This is a genomic window from Bacillus sp. FJAT-47783, from assembly GCF_022808615.1.
In the GTDB taxonomy this organism is placed as follows: Bacteria; Bacillota; Bacilli; order Bacillales; family Aeribacillaceae; genus Bacillus_BZ.
The window spans coordinates 119,906-140,786 of the sequence record NZ_JAKZKS010000006.1 but is presented as its reverse complement, the minus strand read 5'-3'; the positions used below and the strand labels follow the sequence as shown (position 1 = coordinate 140,786).

The following is a 20,881-nucleotide window of genomic DNA, read 5'->3' as shown; positions in this document are numbered from 1 at the left end:
GGATCAAAAGGTTAGGGGTTCGACTCCTCTCGGGCGCGCCATATAACGGGAAGTAGCTCAGCTTGGTAGAGCACATGGTTTGGGACCATGGGGTCGCAGGTTCGAATCCTGTCTTCCCGATCAGGTAATTAACTGTACGGGGCCTTAGCTCAGCTGGGAGAGCGCCTGCTTTGCACGCAGGAGGTCAGCGGTTCGATCCCGCTAGGCTCCACCATAAAGGATTATTTTATTTGGCGGCGTAGCTCAGCTGGCTAGAGCGTACGGTTCATACCCGTGAGGTCGGGGGTTCGATCCCCTCCGCCGCCACCATTAAAGGACCTTTAGCTCAGCTGGTTAGAGCAGACGGCTCATAACCGTCCGGTCGCAGGTTCGAGTCCTGCAGGGTCCACCATTTCAATTAGGTTATGTGGAGGAATACCCAAGTCTGGCTGAAGGGATCGGTCTTGAAAACCGACAGGGGTGTCAAAGCCCGCGGGGGTTCGAATCCCTCTTCCTCCGCCATATATCACATTTTTTTAATAATCATCGCGGGGTGGAGCACGAACGAATAAGCTTCACTGAGAAACATCAGCGTACCACTCGAGCAGCACCTTGAATAAGCTACTTGAGAGTGGGACGGTCAAAGCTTAACTTTAGGCATAGAAAAAACTAATTAATTTAATTTATCATCGCGGGGTGGAGCAGTCTGGTAGCTCGTCGGGCTCATAACCCGAAGGTCGCAGGTTCAAATCCTGCCCCCGCAACCAAATTTAGTTTCTGACACTACATCGAATAATCTTCTATGTGAGGTAACAAAGTAGTGATAGTGCATTTTAAAGGTCCCGTGGTGTAGCGGTTAACATGCCTGCCTGTCACGCAGGAGATCGCGGGTTCGATTCCCGTCGGGACCGCCATCTTAAATAATATGATTGTATTTGGCTCGGTAGCTCAGTCGGTAGAGCACGTTCGAGTAAGCTTCGATGAGATGCAACAGCGCACCAATTGAGTCGCTGCTTGAATAAGCTTCCTGAGATTGGGGCGAAGGTTTTTTAGACAAAACTATTATATGGTGTAAAATTTATATTTGGCTCGGTAGCTCAGTCGGTAGAGCAAAGGACTGAAAATCCTTGTGTCGGCGGTTCGATTCCGTCCCGAGCCACCATTGTGGCGGCTGTGGCGAAGTGGTTAACGCACCAGATTGTGGCTCTGGCATTCGTGGGTTCGATTCCCATCAGTCGCCCCATAGTAATAAGCGGGTGTAGTTTAGTGGTAAAACCTCAGCCTTCCAAGCTGATGTCGTGGGTTCGATTCCCATCACCCGCTCCATGGGCCTGTAGCTCAGCTGGTTAGAGCGCACGCCTGATAAGCGTGAGGTCGGTGGTTCAAGTCCACTCAGGCCCATCTTGTTCCGCAGTAGCTCAGTGGTAGAGCATTCGGCTGTTAACCGAACGGTCGCAGGTTCGAATCCTGCCTGCGGAGCCATTTGGAGAAGTACTCAAGTGGCTGAAGAGGCGCCCCTGCTAAGGGTGTAGGTCGCGTAAGCGGCGCGAGGGTTCAAATCCCTCCTTCTCCGCCAGTAAACAACTTCTTCTGTTTATTACTATCATGGCCCGTTGGTCAAGTGGTTAAGACACCGCCCTTTCACGGCGGTAACACGGGTTCGAATCCCGTACGGGTCATAAAAAGCACTGCGATGTCGCAGTGCTTTTTTTAATGTGTAGGAAATTATTAATTTCCTACATGTGTACAACTTTGTGAATGGTTGTTTAAAGTTGTTTAATTAACACCGATTCTCTTTCCACGTGTTACTTTGTAATAACATAGATACTGTAATTTCCTCAACAGTATGGACTAATCGTGGAATAAAAAAGTGAGCATATTATACAGGACTATTAATTGTCAAACTATATTGAAAACCTATACCCCATTCAATAACAAGTGACAATGTTTTGCTTAGTAAGATGTACATGCACAAAAATAAAAAAATCCATAGCCCTATCCCTATTTTATATAGCGACTCAAATAATATTTTCAAGATGTTAGGTGATAAAGCTAATGGATGAAGAAAAGCTTTAAAAATATATTATTTAATTTCAGAAAAAATTCGACAAAATGTCGAGTAATTTATTATATTGAAATAATATATTCTTTTGATCATTAATCTTGTTCGTTTAAATCTTGATTAAGCTTTTTCCCTGGATTGTCTAAATCTATTTCGGATGTAAGCCCGATAGATGGTCCTCTAAACATATCGAATGCTAAAATTTTATCATCAGCTGCATCAAAAAATGGCTGTTTTTCCTCATTATCCGTATTAACATTTTTCTTCTTCATTAAATCCCTCCTTTTTTCTTATCATTTATCAATTACTTATCGGATATGTATCGTTTGTTATTTAAAAATAGTTAATAACATAATGAATTTATTGTTTGTTGGATTATGTCAGAAATCGGAACCGTTTTCAAAAAAGGGTTTTTATCATTTTTTTTGAATTAAATAAATAGAAAAATAAGAGGAGTAAGGAGGAACTTCATGAGCATAGCAATCCCAACAGAATTTGAAATTCATCTTTTTCATGAAGGAAATTTGTGTCGAAGTTATGAGTTATTCGGTGCTCATCTGAAAGAGGTGAATGGTGTTAAAGGTATTCAATTTTGTGTATGGGCTCCTCATGCAAAAGCAGTTCGAGTTGTAGGAGATTTTAATAACTGGAATGGTTCAGAGCATGAAATGATAAAGCTAAATGATCAGGGGATTTGGGCATTGTTTACTCCAGATGTAGAGGAAGGTGCCTTATATAAATATGAAATAATTACCTCACAAAATAAAAAAATATTGAAATCAGACCCATATGCCTTCTATTCGGAAACTCGACCGAAAACTGCATCAATCGTCTACAATTTATCAGGTTATAAATGGAATGATCAAAAATGGCGTCAAAAGAAAAAGCGTAAAAAAATATATGACCGCCCAATGTTTATATATGAACTCCATTTAGGGACTTGGAAAAAGAACGAAGATGGCAGTTTATATTCTTATCGAGAATTAGCTAAGGAATTGATTCCATATGTTGTAGAGCATGGATTTACCCATATTGAATTACTCCCATTAGTCGAGCATCCATATGACCGTTCGTGGGGATATCAAGGGACAGGATATTACTCAGCGACAAGTCGATATGGAACTCCACACGATTTAATGTATTTCATTGATCAATGCCACCAACATGATTTAGGTGTTATTTTGGACTGGGTTCCTGGTCATTTTTGCAAGGATGCCCACGGCTTATACATGTTCGATGGCGAACCTACGTATGAATATAAACATGCGAGGGATCGGGAAAATGATGTGTGGGGGACGGCTAATTTTGATTTAGGAAAGCCAGAGGTCCAAAGCTTTCTTATATCCAATGCTATGTTTTGGATGGAGTATTTTCATGTTGATGGTTTTCGTGTTGATGCTGTTGCGAATATGCTTTATTGGCCAAATTCTGAAGAACTCCATCCAAATGAATTTGCCATTCAATTCATAAAAAAATTAAATGAGAAGATTTTTGCAACTGACCCTACGATATTAATGATTGCTGAAGACTCCACGGATTGGCCAATGGTAACAGGCCCAACTTCAGAAGGAGGCCTAGGCTTCAATTATAAGTGGAATATGGGATGGATGAACGACATATTGAAGTATATGGAAGCTGATCCCATTTACCGCAAACATCTCCATGATAAAGTGACGTTTTCCTTGCTTTATGCTTTTTCAGAAAATTTTATTCTCCCGTTTTCTCATGATGAAGTTGTTCATGGAAAAAAATCACTAGTAAATAAAATGCCAGGAGATTATTGGCAAAAATTTGCTCAATTACGCTTACTTTATGGGTATATGGTAGCTCACCCGGGTAAAAAACTACTATTTATGGGAGGAGAATTTGGTCAGTATGACGAATGGAAGGATTTGGAGCAATTAGATTGGATGCTAGAGGGTTATGAAATGCACGGAAAAGTTCGTGTCTATTTCAAGGAATTACTAAAAATCTACAAAAAACAGCGACCGTTCTATGAAATGGATCATCATCATAACGGTTTTGAATGGATCGATGCTGATAATCGCGACCAAAGCATTTTTTCATTTATTCGTAAAGGCACGAAGCGAAATGAAATGCTTGTTGTTGTCTGTAATTTTACTCCAGTAGTTTATCATAACTATAAAATTGGTGTTCCACTGAAAACGAGATACATAGAGATATTAAATAGTGACGATGAAGCATTCGGTGGATCAGGACAAATCAATAAGAAAAGTATCGAAGCAAATGAAGGCGAATATCATGGTAAACCTTATCATATTGAGATGACGGTTCCACCATTTGGTATTTCTATCATGAGAGCAGTGAAAAAGAGAGGAGAGAATCAAAAAAATGGTAAGAAAACAGTGCGTAGCAATGCTTCTCGCAGGGGGAAAAGGGTCAAGGCTTAGTTCTTTAACAAAAAATTTAGCAAAGCCAGCTGTTCCTTATGGGGGAAAATATCGTATTATCGATTTTACATTAAGTAATTGTACTAATTCTGGTATTGATACAGTAGGTGTTCTAACTCAATACCAGCCTCTCGTATTAAATTCTTATATCGGGATAGGAAGTGCATGGGATTTAGACCGTCGAAATGGTGGGGTTACAGTTTTACCACCTTATTCAGCATCATCTGAAGTAAGGTGGTATAAAGGTACAGCAAGTGCCATCTATGAAAACGTTAATTATATAAAGCAGTATGACCCTGAATATGTATTGATTTTATCAGGTGACCACATTTATAAAATGGATTATTCTAAAATGCTAGACTACCATATCGAGAAAGAAGCTGATGTTTCTATTTCAGTCATTGAAGTTCCATGGGAAGAAGCTAGTAGATTTGGGATTATGAATACAAATGAAGACATGGAAATCATCGAATTTGATGAAAAGCCGCCAATTCCAAAAAATAACTTAGCATCAATGGGTATATATATTTTTAAATGGTCTGTTTTAAAAGAATTTTTAGAGATGGATGCCAGAAATCCTTATTCTAGCCATGACTTTGGTAAAGATGTCATTCCACTTTTACTAGATGAGAAAAAGAAACTAGTAGCTTATCCATTTAAAGGTTATTGGAAAGATGTTGGCACAGTAAAAAGCTTATGGGAGGCGAATATGGATTTATTAGAGGAAAACCCTGAGCTAGATTTATATGATTATAATTGGAGAATCTACTCTGTCAATCCAAATCACCCACCTCAATATATTCATGAACAAGCAGAAGTGATGGAATCACTCATTACCGAAGGGTGTGTAGTTTATGGAAATGTTGTGCATTCAGTTTTATTTCAAGGCGTTACGGTAGGACTAAATTCTAGTATTAAACATTCTGTTATCATGCCAGATGCGATCATTGGGAAAAATGTTGTCATTGAAAATGCGATTGTGCCAAGTGGAATTGAAATTCCAGATGGTATGATCATTCGTCCGGATAAAAATTCAGAAGAAATCATACTTGTAACCGAAGAGTTAGTAGAAGATTCTATAAGTACGAAGCGATAAATTTTTTTACATTGTGCACTTAAAGAATGTATATAGTTATTGGTGTCCAGCAAAAGCCGCCTAGCCCCTCAAGCCAAAAGCGTGACGAAAAAAAGGCGAAAAACGCCTTTTCTGTGTAAGAACATTCTTGCCCAAGGCTGAACAAGGCGCTTGCGCTTTTCTAGTTGTTTTAGGAAATTGTAAATTCGCAACCTATGTACAACTTTGTTCATATTTGGTTGCGTCTAGCTCCGGGCGTTAGCGGCTAGCAAACTTCCCATTTTATTCGTGCGATAAGTCAACATTGACGGAAACGTTGCCCGAGTTTCCTTTCCTACTGAAATGGTACAGTTTGTACGCCGCTTTAGAAAACGCCCTGCGCTTCTGTTCTTGGAGGGCATGGAACGGTCGCTCAAACTTTTTAAAATGAAGCTGAAAGGGTGGAATATATTGAATCGCAGCATGTTAGGGATAATTGATGCAACTATATATAAAGAGGAGATTAAAGATTTAACATTAGGAAGATCAATGGCAGCTATTCCGTTTGCAGGTCGCTATCGTTTAATCGATTTTGTATTATCAAATATGGTCAACTCGGGGATTGAAAGTGTCGCGATTTTTCCTAAATACCAATATCGCTCGTTAATGGATCATCTAGGATCCGGTAAACAATGGGATTTAAATCGAAAAAGAGATGGACTATTCTTCTTCCCATCTCCTCATTTACATGATGAATACGATGAATTTGGGTCTTTCCGTCAATTCTCAGATCATATTGATTATTTCAATCGTAGTCGCCAAAAATATGCTGTCATTACAAATAGTCACACGGTAGTAAATATTGATTTTCAAAAAGTACTAGATCATCATATTGAGATGAATTGTGATATTACGGAAGTATGCCAAAATGGAAAGTCGTTACAAATGTATTTGCTAAAAACAGACTTTTTAATGGATTTAATGACGCAATCTGAATACTCTAACTTTAAAACACTACATGATGTTGTTAACCGTCCGGATCAATTTACTATTTGTCAATATGACCATAAAGGATATGCAGCGGTGATTGATTCAATAGAAAGCTATTTTACTCATAGTCTTGAGCTTCTTCATTCAGAAATTTGGCAATCCTTGTTTTTAAAGGACCGCCCTATTTTCACTAAAGTGAAAGATGAACCACCTACCCGCTACGGAAAAATGGCGGAAATTCAAAAGTCCTTTGTGGCAAACGGCTGTATCATCGAAGGGAAGGTTGAAAACAGTATTATTTTTCGTGGCGTTCATATAGGAAAAGGGACAGTTGTTAAAAATAGTATTATTATGCAAAAAACACAAGTAGGTGAAGGATGTACCATTGAAAATGCCATTTTAGATAAGGACGTAAAAATAGGAAATAACATTCAGCTAATTGGTGAAGTGCAATTTCCAAATGTCATCCATAAAGGGACTGTACAAGGAGCGTTGATGAATTCGTGAAAGTATTATTTGCAGTATCAGAATGTGTCCCGTTCATCAAAACGGGAGGTTTAGCAGACGTTGCAGGTGCTTTACCAAAAGAACTTAAAAGATTAGGGACAGATATTCGGGTTATGATGCCGAAATATGGGCTTATTCCTCAATGTTTTCGTGAGAAAATGGAGAAAGTTACGGAGTTTACGGTCAGGCTTGGTTGGAGAAATCAATATTGTAGTATTGAAAGAATTGTTCAAGATGATGTCCATTTTTACTTTATCGATAACGAATACTATTTTAAGCGAGACTCATTATATGGTCATTATGATGATGGAGAACGTTTTTCCTACTTTAGTCGGGCTGTTTTAGAGGCTCTAAAAGAAATAGACTTTCAACCAGACATTATACATTCACACGATTGGCATACGGGTATGGTTAATTACTTATTGAAAGAAGAGTATGGAAAAGACCCTTTTTATGCACAGATGAAAACGGTCTTTACCATTCATAATTTGCAGTTTCAAGGGATATTTCCGCACAGTGTGATGCACGATTTATTAGATTTAGATGATTCTCATTTCTCAATAGAACGTTTAGAATTTTATGGGAATATCAATTTTATGAAAGCGGGGATTGTTGCATCGGATAAAATTACAACCGTTAGCCCGACGTATAAAGACGAGATTCAAACGGCTTATTATGGTGAACATTTAGATGGGCTTTTACGTTTTAAATCATCTTCATTAGTCGGAATTTTAAATGGGATTGATGATGATCTTTATAATCCAGCTAATGATCCGTATATCGTGAAGGAATATAATGAATCATCAGTCCAAAATAAGATGCATAACAAGCTTGCTCTCCAAGAAATGTTTGGTCTTCCTCTAAAAAAAGATGTACCACTTATTGTGATGGTCACGAGGTTGACGAAACAAAAAGGGCTTGATTTAGTGAAAGCTGTTTTACATGAAATTCTTGAGAAGGACGTTCAATTCCTTGTGCTAGGTACAGGTGATCAAGAATTCGAGAATTACTTTCGACATATGGAATGGGCATATCCAACAAAATGCAAGGCCTATATTGGATTCAATGAGGCGTTAGCCCATCAATTTTATGCAGGAGCGGACTTGTTTTTAATGCCTTCTAAGTTTGAACCATGTGGATTAGGCCAACTCATTGCTCTACGCTATGGCGCGATTCCAATCGTACGTGAAACTGGTGGATTAAATGATACGGTTTTATCGTATCGAGAAAATACAAAAAAAGGAAATGGTTTTACATTTAAAAACTTTAACGCGCATGATATGATGCATACCGTTTTCCGGGCTATTCATTTTTACCACGATCAAGATGTATGGCGAAAGCTTGTGAAAAGAGCGATGAGCCAAGATTATAGCTGGGCTCAATCCGCCTTTAAATACAATCAGCTCTATGCAGATTTAATGTCTAGGAGTGGTAAAAGTCATGTTCTCTAACAAAAATGAATTTATGGATTTGTTTTTGAACCGTCTGGAAATGGTATGTGGAAAAAGTTTTCACGACTCAACCGTTCGCGATCAATATTACACGTTAGGGATTATGGTTCGTGAATATATTTCACAAAAGTGGATAAATACAAACGAGTCATATCGTGCTCACAATGAAAAGCAAGTGTACTATTTCTCAATCGAATTTTTACTTGGAAAAATGCTCGGACAAAATTTAATCAACTTAGGAATTAGAGATACGATCGAAAAGGGGTTACGTGATCTAGGCATTTCGCTACAAGATTTAGAGCAAATAGAGGAAGATGCAGGATTAGGAAATGGCGGCCTTGGACGTTTGGCTGCTTGTTTCCTAGACTCCTTAGCTTCTCTAAACTTACCTGGTCATGGCATGGGCATACGGTATAAGCATGGCTTGTTTGAACAAAAAATTGTAGAAGGCTATCAAGTTGAGTTACCAGAGCAGTGGTTAAAGCACGGAAATGTATGGGAAATTCGAAAAGAAGATGAAGCGGTGGCAGTATCTTTCTGGGGAAAGGTTGATGTTTCCAATGTAGAGGGACGTCTAACATTTCGTCATGTTGATGCAGAAAAGATTTATGCCGTTCCGTATGATGTGCCAATCGCTGGTTTTCAAACGGAAACAGTGAATACATTGAGATTATGGAGTGCAGAACCTATTCTTAATCCACCGCATTCCGATGTATTAAAATATAAACGTGATACAGAAGCTGTCTCAGAGTTTTTATACCCTGACGACACACATGATGAAGGAAAAATCCTTCGTTTGAAACAGCAATATTTTCTTGTTTCAGCAGGCTTACAAAGTATTGTTTCCTCTTATCGAAAAGAGCATAAAAATTTAAAGCATTTTCATCACCATGTAGCCATTCATATCAATGACACACATCCAGTTTTAGCCATCCCAGAGTTGATGCGAATATTAATGGATATAGAAGGATTGGGATGGGATGAAGCTTGGAATATTACAACGAATACCATTTCTTATACGAACCACACAACATTAGCTGAAGCCTTGGAAAAATGGCCCATTCGAATTTTTAAACCGTTACTCCCAAGAATTTATATGATTGTTGAAGAAATTAATGAACGATTTTGCAAAAAATTGTGGGAACAGTTTCCTGGAGATTGGCACCGGATTGAACATATGGCGATTATTGCCCATGGTGTTGTAAAGATGGCCCATTTAGCTATTGTAGGAAGCCATAGTGTGAATGGAGTAGCAAAAATCCATTCGGAAATATTGAAAATGCGGGAAATGAGACCATTTTATGAAGTGTTCCCCGAACGTTTTAATAATAAAACAAACGGGATTACACATCGAAGGTGGTTGTTAAAATCGAATCCTGAGCTGACAAATTTAATATCAGATGTGATAGGAAATGAATGGGTACGTCATCCTAAACAATTAATCGAATTAAAACGACATGCATATGACCCAATCTTGAAACAACGTTTTTCTGAAGTAAAGCAAAAAAGAAAGCAAATGCTCGCGAACCTTATCTCATCAAAAAATGGAATTAAAGTAGATGAAAAATCGATTTTCGACGTACAAGTAAAACGTCTTCATGCCTATAAACGTCAATTGTTAAATGTCTTGCATATTATGTATTTGTATAATCGTCTGAAAGAGGATTCGAGCTTTACCATTTATCCCCGAACCTTTATTTTCGGGGCAAAAGCATCTCCAGGATACTACTATGCGAAAAAAATTATTAAGCTCATTCATTCATTAGCAAATAAAGTAAACAATGATCCGTACGTTTCGCAAATGATTAAGGTTGTATTTTTGGAAAATTATCGTGTCTCCCTTGCTGAAATGATTTTTCCAGCAGCTGATGTTAGTGAACAAATTTCCACAGCTAGTAAAGAAGCATCTGGAACAGGAAACATGAAATTTATGATGAATGGAGCCTTAACAATTGGGACGTTGGACGGTGCAAACATCGAAATAATGGAAGAGGTTGGAGAAGAAAATATTTTTATTTTCGGATTAAGAGCGGAAGAAGTATTGAACTTTTATGAAAATGGTGGTTACCGCTCTGCGGAATATTATCATCATAACGAACATTTAAGAAAAGTCATTGATCAATTAGTCAATGGATTTTTTAAAGATGCTGAAGGTGAATTTGAGCCTATTTATGATTCCCTTTTGGCTCATAATGACCAATACTTCGTTTTACGCGATTTTGATTCTTATCGAAATGCACAAGAACGTGTCCAAAGAGCTTATGAAGACAAATCATCTTGGTTAGAAATGTCATTACTAAATATTGCTCATTCGGGTTATTTTTCAAGTGATCGGACGATCCACGAATATGCAAAAGAGATATGGAATGTAACTCCTATTAAATTAATGTCTTAAATGAAGGTCAGACGTTTAGTCTGACCTTTCATCTGATGTATAAGGATCTTTTTCATACCCTGGTATATCGCCAAACGGTGTCATTGTGCCATTTTCATCTAACAAGCGTTCATACTTTTTATGATCATTTGTTGGATAGACAGTTATATTTTTTCCTTCCATATCCGTTCCGACGAAATTTTCATAGTCCTCCACATATCCAATCGGCTCATCTGGCTCAATATACATTTCGCTATAAGAATCTGGTGGGTGTTCAAAATCTTGAGGGCTTTCCGAAGTACCGAACCGTGCAACTTCTTGATAAAAATCTTCAGCATCTGTCACTTCAGCATCTTGATCGTCAAAACTAAATGTATCCCACGGCGGTTTTAATACAGATTCTTCAATGGGGCGCGCGTGCTTTATTGTATCCTCTAATGCATGTTCTTTACACGTTTTAGCTGTAGGAACTGCTTGTAAACGGCTTTCACCAATTTTCTTTCCACAAATGATGCAAACACCGTATGTTCCATCTTTTATTCGATTTAGTGCTTCACACACTTCTTCATATTCTTTTTCTAAATGTTCATTTAACGCGATATCTTTTTCACGTTCATACAATTCCGTTCCTTCATCACCAGGGTGATTATCATAACTGGACAATTCTCCGACTGATTCATGTGGATGCCCCCGCTCTATACCGAAGTGATCATTTGACTCTAACCGTTGTTCGATTTCCTTCTTCATTTGTTCAAGTTGTTTTTGGAAGGCAAAATGAGATTGTGATGGCATAAAAATACTCCTTCCTCATAATTGGTTTGTTTATAAACCTATTATGAACAGAAGGAGTAAAAACATAATGGGTAAATATAGGGATTCTTAGTTAAAAGGATAAAAAAAGCATGATTTCAATCGAACGCTCTATCGTTAAAAAACGATAAATTGGATTAACAATCCAGTGGAGAGTAATAAACCGAATTGTGTATTTGTCTCTGCTGTTGCTTTCATTGCCGGCATCATGTCAATAGGTTTTGTTTTACCAATAAATTGTTTTACCGCAGAATAAGCTTTTGGAATACTTAATAATACTAATAAACTCCACCAAGATGTATAACCAAAGACAATCATGAAAAAGACAGACGAATAAGAAATAATAAACATGATGGCAAGGGCTTGTATCGCTTTTTTGCGTCCGACAAGAATGGCAAATGTTTTTCGTCCGTTCTTTTTATCACCGTCTAAATCACGAATGTTGTTAGCAAGTAAGATAGCGCCAATCGTAATGGCAATAGGAATGGAGTGGAAAATGGCTGCTGTTGTTATCGTACCGGTTTGGATGTAAAAAGATATTCCGATGATCACAACACCCATAAAAAATCCAGACATTACTTCACCGAATGGTGTGTAGGCAACGGGAACAGGTCCTCCTGTATAAAGATAACCGGCTAACATACTGATAATACCAACTATTGCGATCCACCAGCTTGAAAAAAGACAAATATAAATACCAAGTAATAATGCGATTCCAAAAAAGAAAAAGCCTAAATGAAGAACGGTCTTTGGTTTTACTCCACATCGAACAATTGCGCCACCAATTCCGACAGATTCTGCTGTATCCAATCCACGTTTAAAATCAAAATATTCGTTGAACATATTTGTTGCTGCTTGAATTAAAATAGATGCAAGCAACATAGCAGCGAATAAACCAAAGTGGAACTGGCCATGTAAAATTGCTAATAATGTACCAATTGTAACAGGAACAAATGCAGCCGTTAACGTATGTGGCCGTAACAGCATCCACCAAACGCGAAAACCTCGATTTGGTTTTAAATCAGAAGCTTTTTCTTGACTGTTTATTCCAGAAACATTTTTTTGTCTGTTTGTTTCAGAATACATCATCATTCTCTCCTTAAAATTAAGGGTTTAAGATTCCAATTTAAGTCTAGATAAATGAGCTCTAAGTGTCAATGCTTTTCCCTTGCTAATAATCACGATTGTTTCCTTCATTGGAAATTTCAACCACTTTCATTTTGGGAAGTTTATGTAGTTTTGCATTTTTTTTATGATAGGAAGCTATAGCTTTTGCTGAATAATATAAAAGATATATAATAAGGATAGGAAAAGGAATCACTCAATCCGGTCATTCTATTGACATACTAATAGGACAGGTGTATCTTAATATAAGCTATTTTTCGGTTTTGGAGGGATCGATGTTGGTTACGGTTCATACAGGCTCTACATTAAAAGACGAAATCATTTATGCACAATTATTGGCTAAAAAAAAGCAGCACCCTATGCTTTTTAGTTATGTGAAAAAAATTGAAAGCAAGGATCCCCTCCGTGTTTTTTCTTTATTTGAAGCATTAAAGACAACACAGCGCTTTTTTTGGGCGACACCAGAAAGAGATCTCATCTTATGTGGAATAGGTGTTGAGCTAACCATTGCGAATGACCAAGTAAATTCGAATCGCTTTTATACAATAGAGGCAATGTGGAATGAATGGAAACAACATACGTATAAAATTGGAACGGTAGAATATGGGACGGGGCCGCTTTTATTCGGTGGCTATTCTTTTGATCCAAATAAACGTCATGAAACGGGTAAATGGAATGAATTTTCCCATGCTCATTTTCACTTACCGCAAATCATGATAACTAAAAATAATGACCAGTGGTATGTAACCATTAATAAAATTATTTCAGAAGGCGAGAAACCAGAGATGTATGTTGAGCAAATGGAACATTTGCTTCAGCAAGTTACAGACACGAATACATCTCTTCCTGAACATGATACGAAGCTTGTCAATAAAACGGTTTTTCATAAAGAAGAGTGGTTAAAAGCCGTTGAAAAAGCGACAGAAACGATCAGGCAACGTCGCTTTGAGAAAGTCGTATTAGCAAGGGACGTTTTATTAACATTTAATGAACCGCTTTCCATTAGTACAATATTAAAAAGGTTGGAAAAGGTTCAAAATACGAGCTATTTATTTTCGTTTGAAGTTCTCGATAAATGCTTTGTTGGGGCAACACCTGAACGGCTTGTGAAAAAAGAAGGTAGACGTGTTTATTCAACAAGTTTAGCAGGTTCGATACGACGAGGGGTAAATCATGATGATGATGAAGCACTGAGCAGACAACTTCTATCAGATAAGAAAAACTTGCATGAGCATGAAATTGTTGTGCGGATGATCACGGATGCTTTTCAGCAATGCTGTACGGATATAAAGAAGCCTGAATCTCCTATTATATTAAAGACGCGAAATATTCAACATTTATTTACACCGATCGAAGGTATGATGAAAAATGGTTACTCATTAATGGATTTAGTTGAAAAGCTACACCCAACGCCTGCGCTTGGCGGGTATCCAAAGGAAGAAGCGATCCAATTTATTCGTCATGAGGAACCGATGGAAAGAGGATGGTATGCTGCACCGATCGGATGGATTGATTTAGAAGATAATGGAGAGTTTGTAGTGGCGATACGATCAGGGTTAATTGATCAGGATCGTGCTTATTTATTTGCCGGATGCGGTATTGTTGAAGATTCAGAGCCTCAAGAGGAATTTTTAGAAACTGAAATTAAATTGGGCCCGATGTTGGATGCATTAGGGGGAACAACTTGTGAACAATAAGGAACTAACAAATTATGTAATAGCCTTTGTGGAGCAGTTAAAAGATTCTGGAGTCAATGAAGTTGTCATTAGTCCAGGCTCTCGTTCAACACCACTTGCGTTAGTTATGGCCGAACATCCACAAATTAAAACATATATAAATATTGATGAGCGCTCAGCAGGCTTTTTTGCTCTCGGATTAGCGAAAAAGAAAAAAAATCCTGTTGCTTTACTTTGTACATCCGGAACAGCAGCAGCTAATTATTACCCATCCATTATAGAAGCGCACTATGCAAGAGTTCCGCTTCTTGTCATTACAGCAGACCGTCCACATGAATTAAGGGATGTTGGAGCACCGCAAGCGATTAATCAAATTCATTTGTATGGAAACTACGTAAAATGGTTTATGGATGCCCCGTTACCGGAAGATCGAAAGGAGACAATACAGACCGTCAAAACGCTCGTTTCACGAGGAGTTTTTGAAGCGACGAAAAAACCTTGTGGCCCGGTGCATCTTAATATGCCATTTCGTGCACCGTTAGTTCCAGACTTGAAAGCGTTGACGACTTTACTAAAGCAAGAAACGAAGTCAATTTGTCAACAATCTAGCCATGCTGTTCTAAGTGAAGAGATGTTTGAACAAATAGCGAAGCGTCTAAAATCAGTAAAAAAAGGACTCATTATTTGTGGAGAGCTATATGAAGAAGGGTTTGCTTCATCAGTATTATCTTTAGCCAATGCACTTCAGTTTCCAATTTTAGCGGATCCTTTATCACAGCTTCGTTTCGGTCACCATTCAAAAGAGTTGATTATCGAAAATTACGATACTATATTAAAAGACGAACATCTACATCATTTATTACAACCTGAGCTTATTATTCGATTCGGAGCAATGCCTGTTTCAAAAGCATTATCGTTATTTATACAAAAACATTCTCATCTTGAACAATTCGTCATCGATCAGGGAGGCGGCTGGCGAGACCCCTCTCTATTAGCACAGCATCATCTTCAATGTAGTGAAAAAGTATTCTGTGATGAAATATCTGCTAGGATAAATGAACAGAAAGATGGATCGTGGTTGTACCAATGGAAAAAAGCGAATCAAATTGTTCAATCATTAGTCAGTGATGTAACCGGTGGACGTGAAGGGTTATTTGAAGGAAGACTTTATATTGAATTGCAAAAATTGTTGCCCGATGAATGTAATGTTGTAATCGGAAATAGTATGCCTATACGTGATGTTGACACTTTTTTTCAATCAAGTGAGAAGAACGTGCATTTATATGCCAATCGTGGTGCTAATGGCATTGACGGGATTGTATCAACAGCACTTGGTATTAGTGCAGCAAGTAATAGACCTACGTATTTAATTATTGGTGATTTATCATTTTATCATGATATAAATGGATTATTAGCGGGAAAAATGCATGATATCAATATCACCATTTTAATCGTGAATAATAACGGAGGCGGCATCTTTTCGTTTTTACCGCAATCGAGTGAAAAGAAGCATTTTGAAACATTATTTGGAACACCAACCAACTTAAAGTTTGAATATGCTGCGAAAATGTATGAGTTCGAGTACGAGAAGATTGAAGCATGGAATGAATTACATAAGCATTTTATTGATGAACATAGCGGAATTCGACTTTTAGAAATCGTGACAAACCGACATAATCGTGTCGACATTCATCGTAATTTCATACAATCTGTTTCCCAGGAAATACGAAAAGAGTTGATGTCATGAAAATGTCCGTTCGGGGTGTAAATTATTTTGTTGAAATTTGTGGAGAAGGTGAGCCGATTGTTTTATTACATGGGTTTACGGGCGATTGTTCTACATGGGATGAAATTCAAAAAGATTTAGCTCATTATCAGCTCATTAAAGTGGATATACTCGGTCATGGACAGACTGATTCCCCAATAGAGGAAAGTCGCTATCAAATGGAGGAGGTTGTTGAGGATTTACGTAACCTTTTAGAGCAACTCCAAATCCATCAAGCTCATTTTCTTGGCTATTCAATGGGAGGGCGCCTAGCCCTTTCATTTGCCGCCATTTATCCAAACATGGTGTCAAGTTTAATACTTGAAAGTAGTTCCCCTGGTTTGAAATTAGAGCAAGAAAAAATAGATAGAAGAAAGTCGGATGAGCGCTTAGCTTCCTTTATTTTAAATAACGGAATGAAAGCCTTTGTAGATTACTGGGAGAGAATCCCGCTATTTCAATCTCAATCATCATTGACGAACGAAACGAGAACGCAAATTCGAAAACAGCGGCTACAAAATAACCCGATCGGTCTTGCTAATAGTTTACGTGGAATGGGGACTGGTTCGCAACCATCTTGGTGGCACAAATTACACGAATTAAAAGTCCCTGTACTAATCATTTGCGGTGAAAAGGATATGAAATTTTGTCGAATTGCTCAGGACATGGATGATCGTTTGTTAAATAGTCGCGTTCACATTGTTCTGAATGCAGGACATGCAGTTCATGTGGAACAATCTCGAATTTTTGGTAAAATAGTAAGTGAGTTTATTCAGCGCTTTTCAACAAATAACAAAGGAAAGCGTTTACAATAAAGGAGGATCAACATGGCAATTGAATGGGTAAAGGAAAGAGAATACGAAGAAATTATTTACGAAACGTATAATGGTATCGCGAAAATCACGATTAACCGACCTCATGTACATAACGCATTTACACCAAGAACGGTTGCTGAAATGATTGATGCATGTGCCTATGCACGAGATGATGATCGAATTGGTGTCATCATTTTAACAGGTGCTGGAGATAAAGCATTCTGTTCTGGTGGGGACCAAAAGGTGCGCGGACATGGTGGTTATGTAGGGGAAGATAAAATCCCGCGTTTAAACGTTTTAGATTTACAACGATTAATCCGTGTCATTCCAAAACCAGTTATTGCGATGGTGAACGGCTATGCGATCGGAGGAGGACATGTTCTTCATGTCGTATGTGATTTAACGATTGCCTCTGAAAATGCGATCTTTGGTCAAACAGGTCCAAAAGTTGGTAGCTTTGACGCTGGATATGGAGCGGGATATTTAGCTCGAATTATCGGACATAAACGTGCGCGAGAAATTTGGTATTTATGTCGTCAATATTCGGCACAAGAAGCTTATGAGATGGGACTTGTAAACAAAGTAGTGCCACTGGAACAATTAGAGGAGGAAACGGTTCAGTGGTGTAATGAAATTCTAGAGAAGAGTCCAACAGCGATTCGTTTCTTAAAGGCATCCTTTAATGCGGATACAGATGGTCTTGCAGGTTTGCAACAATTCGCAGGAGATGCAACGCTACTTTACTATACAACTGATGAGGCGAAGGAAGGCCGTGACGCATTTAAAGAAAAACGGAACCCAGACTTTAAACAGTTCCCTCGTTTCCCTTAATGATTTTAAACAGCTTGATGAATTTCATCGAGCTGTTTTCATTATGTGAATGTTTAGAAGGAAGGAGAAAATGGATGGATTTAACGAGCATTCCAAATTGGCTTAGGCAACGAGCTTTTTTAACACCGGAGAGAATTGCTTTAACATATCAAGGGAAACATCTAACGTTTTCACAGTTAGATGAACAAGTAACGAAAAGAGCGAAGCAACTAACAACTTTCGGTGTAAGACGTAATGATTATGTTGGTATATTCATGCGCAATAGTATCGAAATGGTCGTCACGATTCATGCATTGCATTACGTAGGTGCTGCTATCGTTTTATTAAATACACGTCTATCGGAAAGAGAAGTAATTTGGCAAATAAACGATGCAAACGTTACATTTACAATTTGTGATGAGGAAGGCTACGCGTTATTAAATGAGAAAACGAACGCCGTTTTATCCAGTGAAATCGTGTCTTTAGAAGAAACAGATGTGGAAGTAGTATCTTCTTTTTCCTTACAAAAAGTTGCAACCATTATGTATACATCAGGTACAACAGGGAATCCAAAAGGGGTCAAGCAGACATTTGGCAACCACTGGTGGAGTGCGATGGGGTCTATGTTAAATTTAGGACTCCAACAAGAAGATACATGGCTTTGTGCTGTGCCAATTTTTCATATTAGTGGTTTATCAATTTTGATGAGAAGTGTTATATATGGTATGCGCGTTGTTTTACACCCTTCTTTTCAACCAGAAACTATGAATGAAGCGATTATGAAAGAGGGTGTCACGATTGTATCGGTTGTTAGTACGATGCTTCAGCAAATGGTTGAGGCACTCGGTGAACAAACCTATCCTTCAACATTTCGGTGTATGCTTTTAGGGGGAGGGCCGGCTCCTAAACCTTTGCTGCAAAAATGTGAAGAGAAAAACATTCGAGTGTTTCAAACATATGGGATGACTGAGACAGCTTCTCAAGTTGTCACATTAGCTCCTGAATATTGTGTTTCCAAAATAGGATCGGCGGGAAAGCCGTTATTCCCAGTTGAAGTGAAAATTATGAATGACAATGTAGAATGTGCTCCTTTTGAAGAAGGAGAGATTGTCATTAAGGGTCCGAATGTAACGAGTGGATACTTAAATCGACCTGACGCTACCGAAAAAGCCATTCGCGATGGATGGTTATATTCTGGGGATATCGGTTATATGGATGAAGAAGGCTTTCTATATGTTTTAGATCGACGTAACGATTTAATTGTCTCAGGAGGGGAAAATATTTATCCAGCGGAAATAGAAGCGGTGTTATTGTCACATGAAGCCATCTTAGAGGCGGGGGTTGTTGGAAAAAAAGATGAGAGATGGGGGCAAGTACCGCATGCGTTTGTCGTTTGTCAACAGGACGTGACAGAAGAAGAATTGATTACATATTGTAAAGAACGGTTGGCAAAGTATAAAGTTCCCCATCGGTTTACCATTGTCCATGAACTACCGAGAAATGCAGCTAATAAGCTAGTACGACGAAAATTACAAGAAAAGTTGGATGCACAATGATAACCATTCAAGAAGTGAAAATCTATCATGTCGAAATGGAGTTGAAAACTCCCTTTCAAACAAGTTTAGAAACTGTAAGAGAGCGAGAAAGTTTGATTATTGAAGCAATAGACACTGACGGAGTAATAGGTTGGGGAGAGGTAGTTGCCTTTTCATCACCGTGGTATACAGAAGAAACTGTCCAAACAACCTATCATATATTAAAAGATTTCCTTGTTCCAATCGTTCTAAAGAAAACGTTTGCTCACCCGAATGACTTACAGCGGTTCTTTCAACTGCTAAAACGAAATCATATGGCGAAAGCCGGGATCGAACTGGCTGTATGGGATTTATTTGCAAAAAGGCAGAATCTTGCCCTCTCGAACGTGCTTGGTGGAACGAGGCGGGAGATCGAAGCGGGTGTCGTTATTAGTATTGATTCGATTCCGAAAATGCTGACAAATATTGAAAAGCATGTAGAAGAGGGATATAAACGATTTAAAGTAAAAATAAGTCCTCATACGGATTATTCTCTTTTAAAAGAGATTCGTACTCATTTTCCTGACTTACCATTAATGGTTGATGCAAATTCAGCATACACATTAAAGGATGTAAAGAAGCTTCAAGCATTAGATGAATTTCACTTACTAATGATTGAGCAGCCACTTCGTTCAGATGACTTTGTAGAACATCGAGATCTTCAAAAGCTTATAAAAACGCCTATATGCTTAGATGAGAGTATTCATTCCTTGCACGACGCCTATAGCGCGATTTTATTAAATAGTTGTCAAATCATTAATGTGAAAGCTGGGCGTGTAGGGGGACTTTCGGAATCAAAACGCATTCATGACCTATGTGGCGATTACAACATCCCAATTTGGTGTGGGGGTATGCTAGAAACGGGGATATCACGTGCACATAATATTGCTTTAGCATCGCTCCCAAACTTTACAATACCCGGTGATATTTCTGCATCAAGTCGTTATTGGAAAGAGGATATTATTGAGCCGGAAGTAACGGTGACAAATGGTGTAATCCATATACCTGAAAAGCCTGGAATTGGCTATGAAGTGAATCGGAAAAAGCTAAAAAAATATTCTCGTTATTATGAAACTTTTACGTAAAATATTTTTGTGTATTCAATGACTAGTCAAAATCAAAAAATTGCTTAGTGAAAATTTAATTTTAAGTCGTTATTGGCTAGTGAAAAATAAATTTTCGGCGTTTGTTTCTTTCGAATGATTTCGGTAAGCTATTAGCGAAAGGCAAAGTAGGAGCAAAACAGGCTTCCCTTCCGGCATTGACTGGCGTTAAAGCGCTAGTCTTTTTTTTATTCTTCCAAACTTAAGTGTTGACAATTAAGTTTGTTTACATTTATATTTGTTGTACAAGGGAAACTTTTTGTCGTGTGTATATATATTATAAATTGAGGAAAATTTATCCCACTCTTAACGGGCAGTAAGACCCCACCTCAAGATTCTGTAGAAAAGCAAAGAAGATAGGTGGAGGCCAACTGC

At 38.2% G+C, this 20,881-nt stretch carries 14 protein-coding genes and 14 tRNA genes; 25 read left to right on the top strand and 3 right to left on the bottom strand.

Annotated features, from left to right (window positions below; translation table 11 throughout):
• Positions 1 to 46 precede the first annotated feature (46 nt).
• From MLD65_RS06955 to MLD65_RS06890, 14 genes are all read left to right on the top strand, one after another.
• Positions 47 to 120, top strand: a tRNA-Pro gene (locus tag MLD65_RS06955).
• Between the two features lie 18 nt (positions 121 to 138).
• A tRNA-Ala gene (locus MLD65_RS06950) sits at positions 139 to 214 on the top strand.
• 18 nt (positions 215 to 232) lie between these two features.
• Positions 233 to 309: transfer RNA gene (locus MLD65_RS06945), tRNA-Met, on the top strand.
• A 5-nt stretch (positions 310 to 314) separates the two neighbouring features.
• Positions 315 to 391 (top strand) — tRNA-Ile (locus MLD65_RS06940).
• Positions 392 to 408: 17 nt separating this feature from the next.
• Positions 409 to 501 (top strand) — tRNA-Ser (locus tag MLD65_RS06935).
• A 168-nt stretch (positions 502 to 669) separates the two neighbouring features.
• Positions 670 to 746 (top strand) — tRNA-Met (locus MLD65_RS06930).
• 71 nt (positions 747 to 817) lie between these two features.
• Positions 818 to 893: transfer RNA gene (locus MLD65_RS06925), tRNA-Asp, on the top strand.
• Between the two features lie 172 nt (positions 894 to 1,065).
• Positions 1,066 to 1,141: transfer RNA gene (locus MLD65_RS06920), tRNA-Phe, on the top strand.
• 5 nt (positions 1,142 to 1,146) lie between these two features.
• A tRNA-His gene (locus MLD65_RS06915) sits at positions 1,147 to 1,222 on the top strand.
• A gap of 9 nt (positions 1,223 to 1,231) precedes the next feature.
• Positions 1,232 to 1,305: transfer RNA gene (locus tag MLD65_RS06910), tRNA-Gly, on the top strand.
• A 1-nt stretch (position 1,306) separates the two neighbouring features.
• Positions 1,307 to 1,380, top strand: a tRNA-Ile gene (locus tag MLD65_RS06905).
• A gap of 6 nt (positions 1,381 to 1,386) precedes the next feature.
• Positions 1,387 to 1,461, top strand: a tRNA-Asn gene (locus MLD65_RS06900).
• Between the two features lie 3 nt (positions 1,462 to 1,464).
• Positions 1,465 to 1,555, top strand: a tRNA-Ser gene (locus MLD65_RS06895).
• 31 nt (positions 1,556 to 1,586) lie between these two features.
• Positions 1,587 to 1,658: transfer RNA gene (locus tag MLD65_RS06890), tRNA-Glu, on the top strand.
• A gap of 478 nt (positions 1,659 to 2,136) precedes the next feature.
• On the opposite strand, the gene MLD65_RS06885 is transcribed toward MLD65_RS06890, so the two are convergent.
• Positions 2,137 to 2,313, bottom strand: a complete 177-nt coding sequence (locus MLD65_RS06885) for a hypothetical protein (RefSeq protein WP_243291145.1) — start codon at positions 2,311 to 2,313, stop codon at positions 2,137 to 2,139.
• A 198-nt stretch (positions 2,314 to 2,511) separates the two neighbouring features.
• Between MLD65_RS06885 and glgB the strand changes: the two genes are divergently transcribed.
• The 5 genes from glgB to MLD65_RS06860 all read left to right on the top strand — a co-directional run bounded on the left by glgB (position 2,512) and on the right by MLD65_RS06860 (position 10,849).
• Entirely contained in the window at positions 2,512 to 4,452 is a 1,941-nt protein-coding gene (gene glgB / locus MLD65_RS06880; RefSeq protein WP_243291144.1) for a 1,4-alpha-glucan branching enzyme, read from the top strand.
• Positions 4,394 to 5,548 carry a glucose-1-phosphate adenylyltransferase gene (locus MLD65_RS06875; RefSeq protein ID WP_243291143.1) on the top strand — a complete coding sequence of 385 codons (1,155 nt, stop codon included), beginning with the start codon at positions 4,394 to 4,396 and terminating at the stop codon, positions 5,546 to 5,548. The genes glgB and MLD65_RS06875 overlap by 59 nt, the downstream gene beginning before the upstream one ends.
• Positions 5,549 to 5,974: 426 nt before the next feature.
• Positions 5,975 to 7,003 (top strand): GlgC family sugar phosphate nucleotidyltransferase, encoded by a 1,029-nt coding sequence (locus tag MLD65_RS06870; protein WP_347709280.1) that lies wholly within the window; start codon positions 5,975 to 5,977, stop codon positions 7,001 to 7,003.
• Positions 7,000 to 8,454, top strand: coding sequence for a glycogen synthase GlgA (gene glgA / locus MLD65_RS06865; RefSeq protein WP_243291141.1), 1,455 nt, complete (start codon positions 7,000 to 7,002; stop codon positions 8,452 to 8,454). The genes MLD65_RS06870 and glgA overlap by 4 nt, the downstream gene beginning before the upstream one ends.
• On the top strand, positions 8,444 to 10,849 hold the full coding sequence (locus MLD65_RS06860; RefSeq protein WP_243291140.1) for a glycogen/starch/alpha-glucan phosphorylase: 2,406 nt from the start codon (positions 8,444 to 8,446) through the stop codon (positions 10,847 to 10,849). Before glgA ends, MLD65_RS06860 begins: the two co-directional genes overlap by 11 nt.
• A 15-nt stretch (positions 10,850 to 10,864) precedes the next feature.
• Here the strand turns inward: MLD65_RS06860 and MLD65_RS06855 are convergent, their stop codons facing one another.
• Complete coding sequence (locus tag MLD65_RS06855; protein WP_243291139.1) at positions 10,865 to 11,620, bottom strand: TraR/DksA C4-type zinc finger protein; 756 nt, start codon at positions 11,618 to 11,620, stop codon at positions 10,865 to 10,867.
• 135 nt (positions 11,621 to 11,755) lie between these two features.
• Positions 11,756 to 12,727, bottom strand: coding sequence for a 1,4-dihydroxy-2-naphthoate polyprenyltransferase (locus MLD65_RS06850; RefSeq protein WP_279325989.1), 972 nt, complete (start codon positions 12,725 to 12,727; stop codon positions 11,756 to 11,758).
• 311 nt (positions 12,728 to 13,038) lie between these two features.
• On the opposite strand from MLD65_RS06850, the gene MLD65_RS06845 reads away from it, so the two are divergent.
• The 6 genes from MLD65_RS06845 to menC all read left to right on the top strand — a co-directional run bounded on the left by MLD65_RS06845 (position 13,039) and on the right by menC (position 20,488).
• Positions 13,039 to 14,460 (top strand): isochorismate synthase, encoded by a 1,422-nt coding sequence (locus MLD65_RS06845; RefSeq protein ID WP_243291138.1) that lies wholly within the window; start codon positions 13,039 to 13,041, stop codon positions 14,458 to 14,460.
• Positions 14,450 to 16,186 carry a 2-succinyl-5-enolpyruvyl-6-hydroxy-3-cyclohexene-1-carboxylic-acid synthase gene (gene menD, locus MLD65_RS06840; protein WP_243291137.1) on the top strand — a complete coding sequence of 579 codons (1,737 nt, stop codon included), beginning with the start codon at positions 14,450 to 14,452 and terminating at the stop codon, positions 16,184 to 16,186. The genes MLD65_RS06845 and menD overlap by 11 nt, the downstream gene beginning before the upstream one ends.
• On the top strand, positions 16,183 to 17,019 hold the full coding sequence (menH, locus tag MLD65_RS06835; RefSeq protein ID WP_243291136.1) for a 2-succinyl-6-hydroxy-2,4-cyclohexadiene-1-carboxylate synthase: 837 nt from the start codon (positions 16,183 to 16,185) through the stop codon (positions 17,017 to 17,019). The genes menD and menH overlap by 4 nt, the downstream gene beginning before the upstream one ends.
• 12 nt (positions 17,020 to 17,031) lie before the next feature.
• Entirely contained in the window at positions 17,032 to 17,850 is an 819-nt protein-coding gene (gene menB, locus MLD65_RS06830) for a 1,4-dihydroxy-2-naphthoyl-CoA synthase (RefSeq protein ID WP_243291135.1), read from the top strand.
• 74 nt (positions 17,851 to 17,924) lie between these two features.
• Positions 17,925 to 19,385, top strand: coding sequence for an o-succinylbenzoate--CoA ligase (locus MLD65_RS06825; protein WP_243291134.1), 1,461 nt, complete (start codon positions 17,925 to 17,927; stop codon positions 19,383 to 19,385).
• A complete protein-coding gene (gene menC / locus MLD65_RS06820) occupies positions 19,385 to 20,488 on the top strand; it encodes an o-succinylbenzoate synthase (RefSeq protein WP_243291156.1) in 1,104 nt (367 codons plus the stop codon). Before MLD65_RS06825 ends, menC begins: the two co-directional genes overlap by 1 nt.
• Positions 20,489 to 20,881 lie beyond the last annotated feature (393 nt).

Coding starts and splice junctions, on each gene's coding strand:
- MLD65_RS06885 (WP_243291145.1), bottom strand. CDS start 2,313: ATGAAGAAGAAAAATGTTAATACGGATAATGAGGAAAAACAGCCATTT.
- glgB (WP_243291144.1), top strand. CDS start 2,512: ATGAGCATAGCAATCCCAACAGAATTTGAAATTCATCTTTTTCATGAA.
- MLD65_RS06875 (WP_243291143.1), top strand. CDS start 4,394: ATGGTAAGAAAACAGTGCGTAGCAATGCTTCTCGCAGGGGGAAAAGGG.
- MLD65_RS06860 (WP_243291140.1), top strand. CDS start 8,444: ATGTTCTCTAACAAAAATGAATTTATGGATTTGTTTTTGAACCGTCTG.
- MLD65_RS06855 (WP_243291139.1), bottom strand. CDS start 11,620: ATGCCATCACAATCTCATTTTGCCTTCCAAAAACAACTTGAACAAATG.
- MLD65_RS06850 (WP_279325989.1), bottom strand. CDS start 12,727: ATGATGTATTCTGAAACAAACAGACAAAAAAATGTTTCTGGAATAAAC.
- MLD65_RS06845 (WP_243291138.1), top strand. CDS start 13,039: ATGTTGGTTACGGTTCATACAGGCTCTACATTAAAAGACGAAATCATT.
- menH (WP_243291136.1), top strand. CDS start 16,183: ATGAAAATGTCCGTTCGGGGTGTAAATTATTTTGTTGAAATTTGTGGA.
- menB (WP_243291135.1), top strand. CDS start 17,032: ATGGCAATTGAATGGGTAAAGGAAAGAGAATACGAAGAAATTATTTAC.
- MLD65_RS06825 (WP_243291134.1), top strand. CDS start 17,925: ATGGATTTAACGAGCATTCCAAATTGGCTTAGGCAACGAGCTTTTTTA.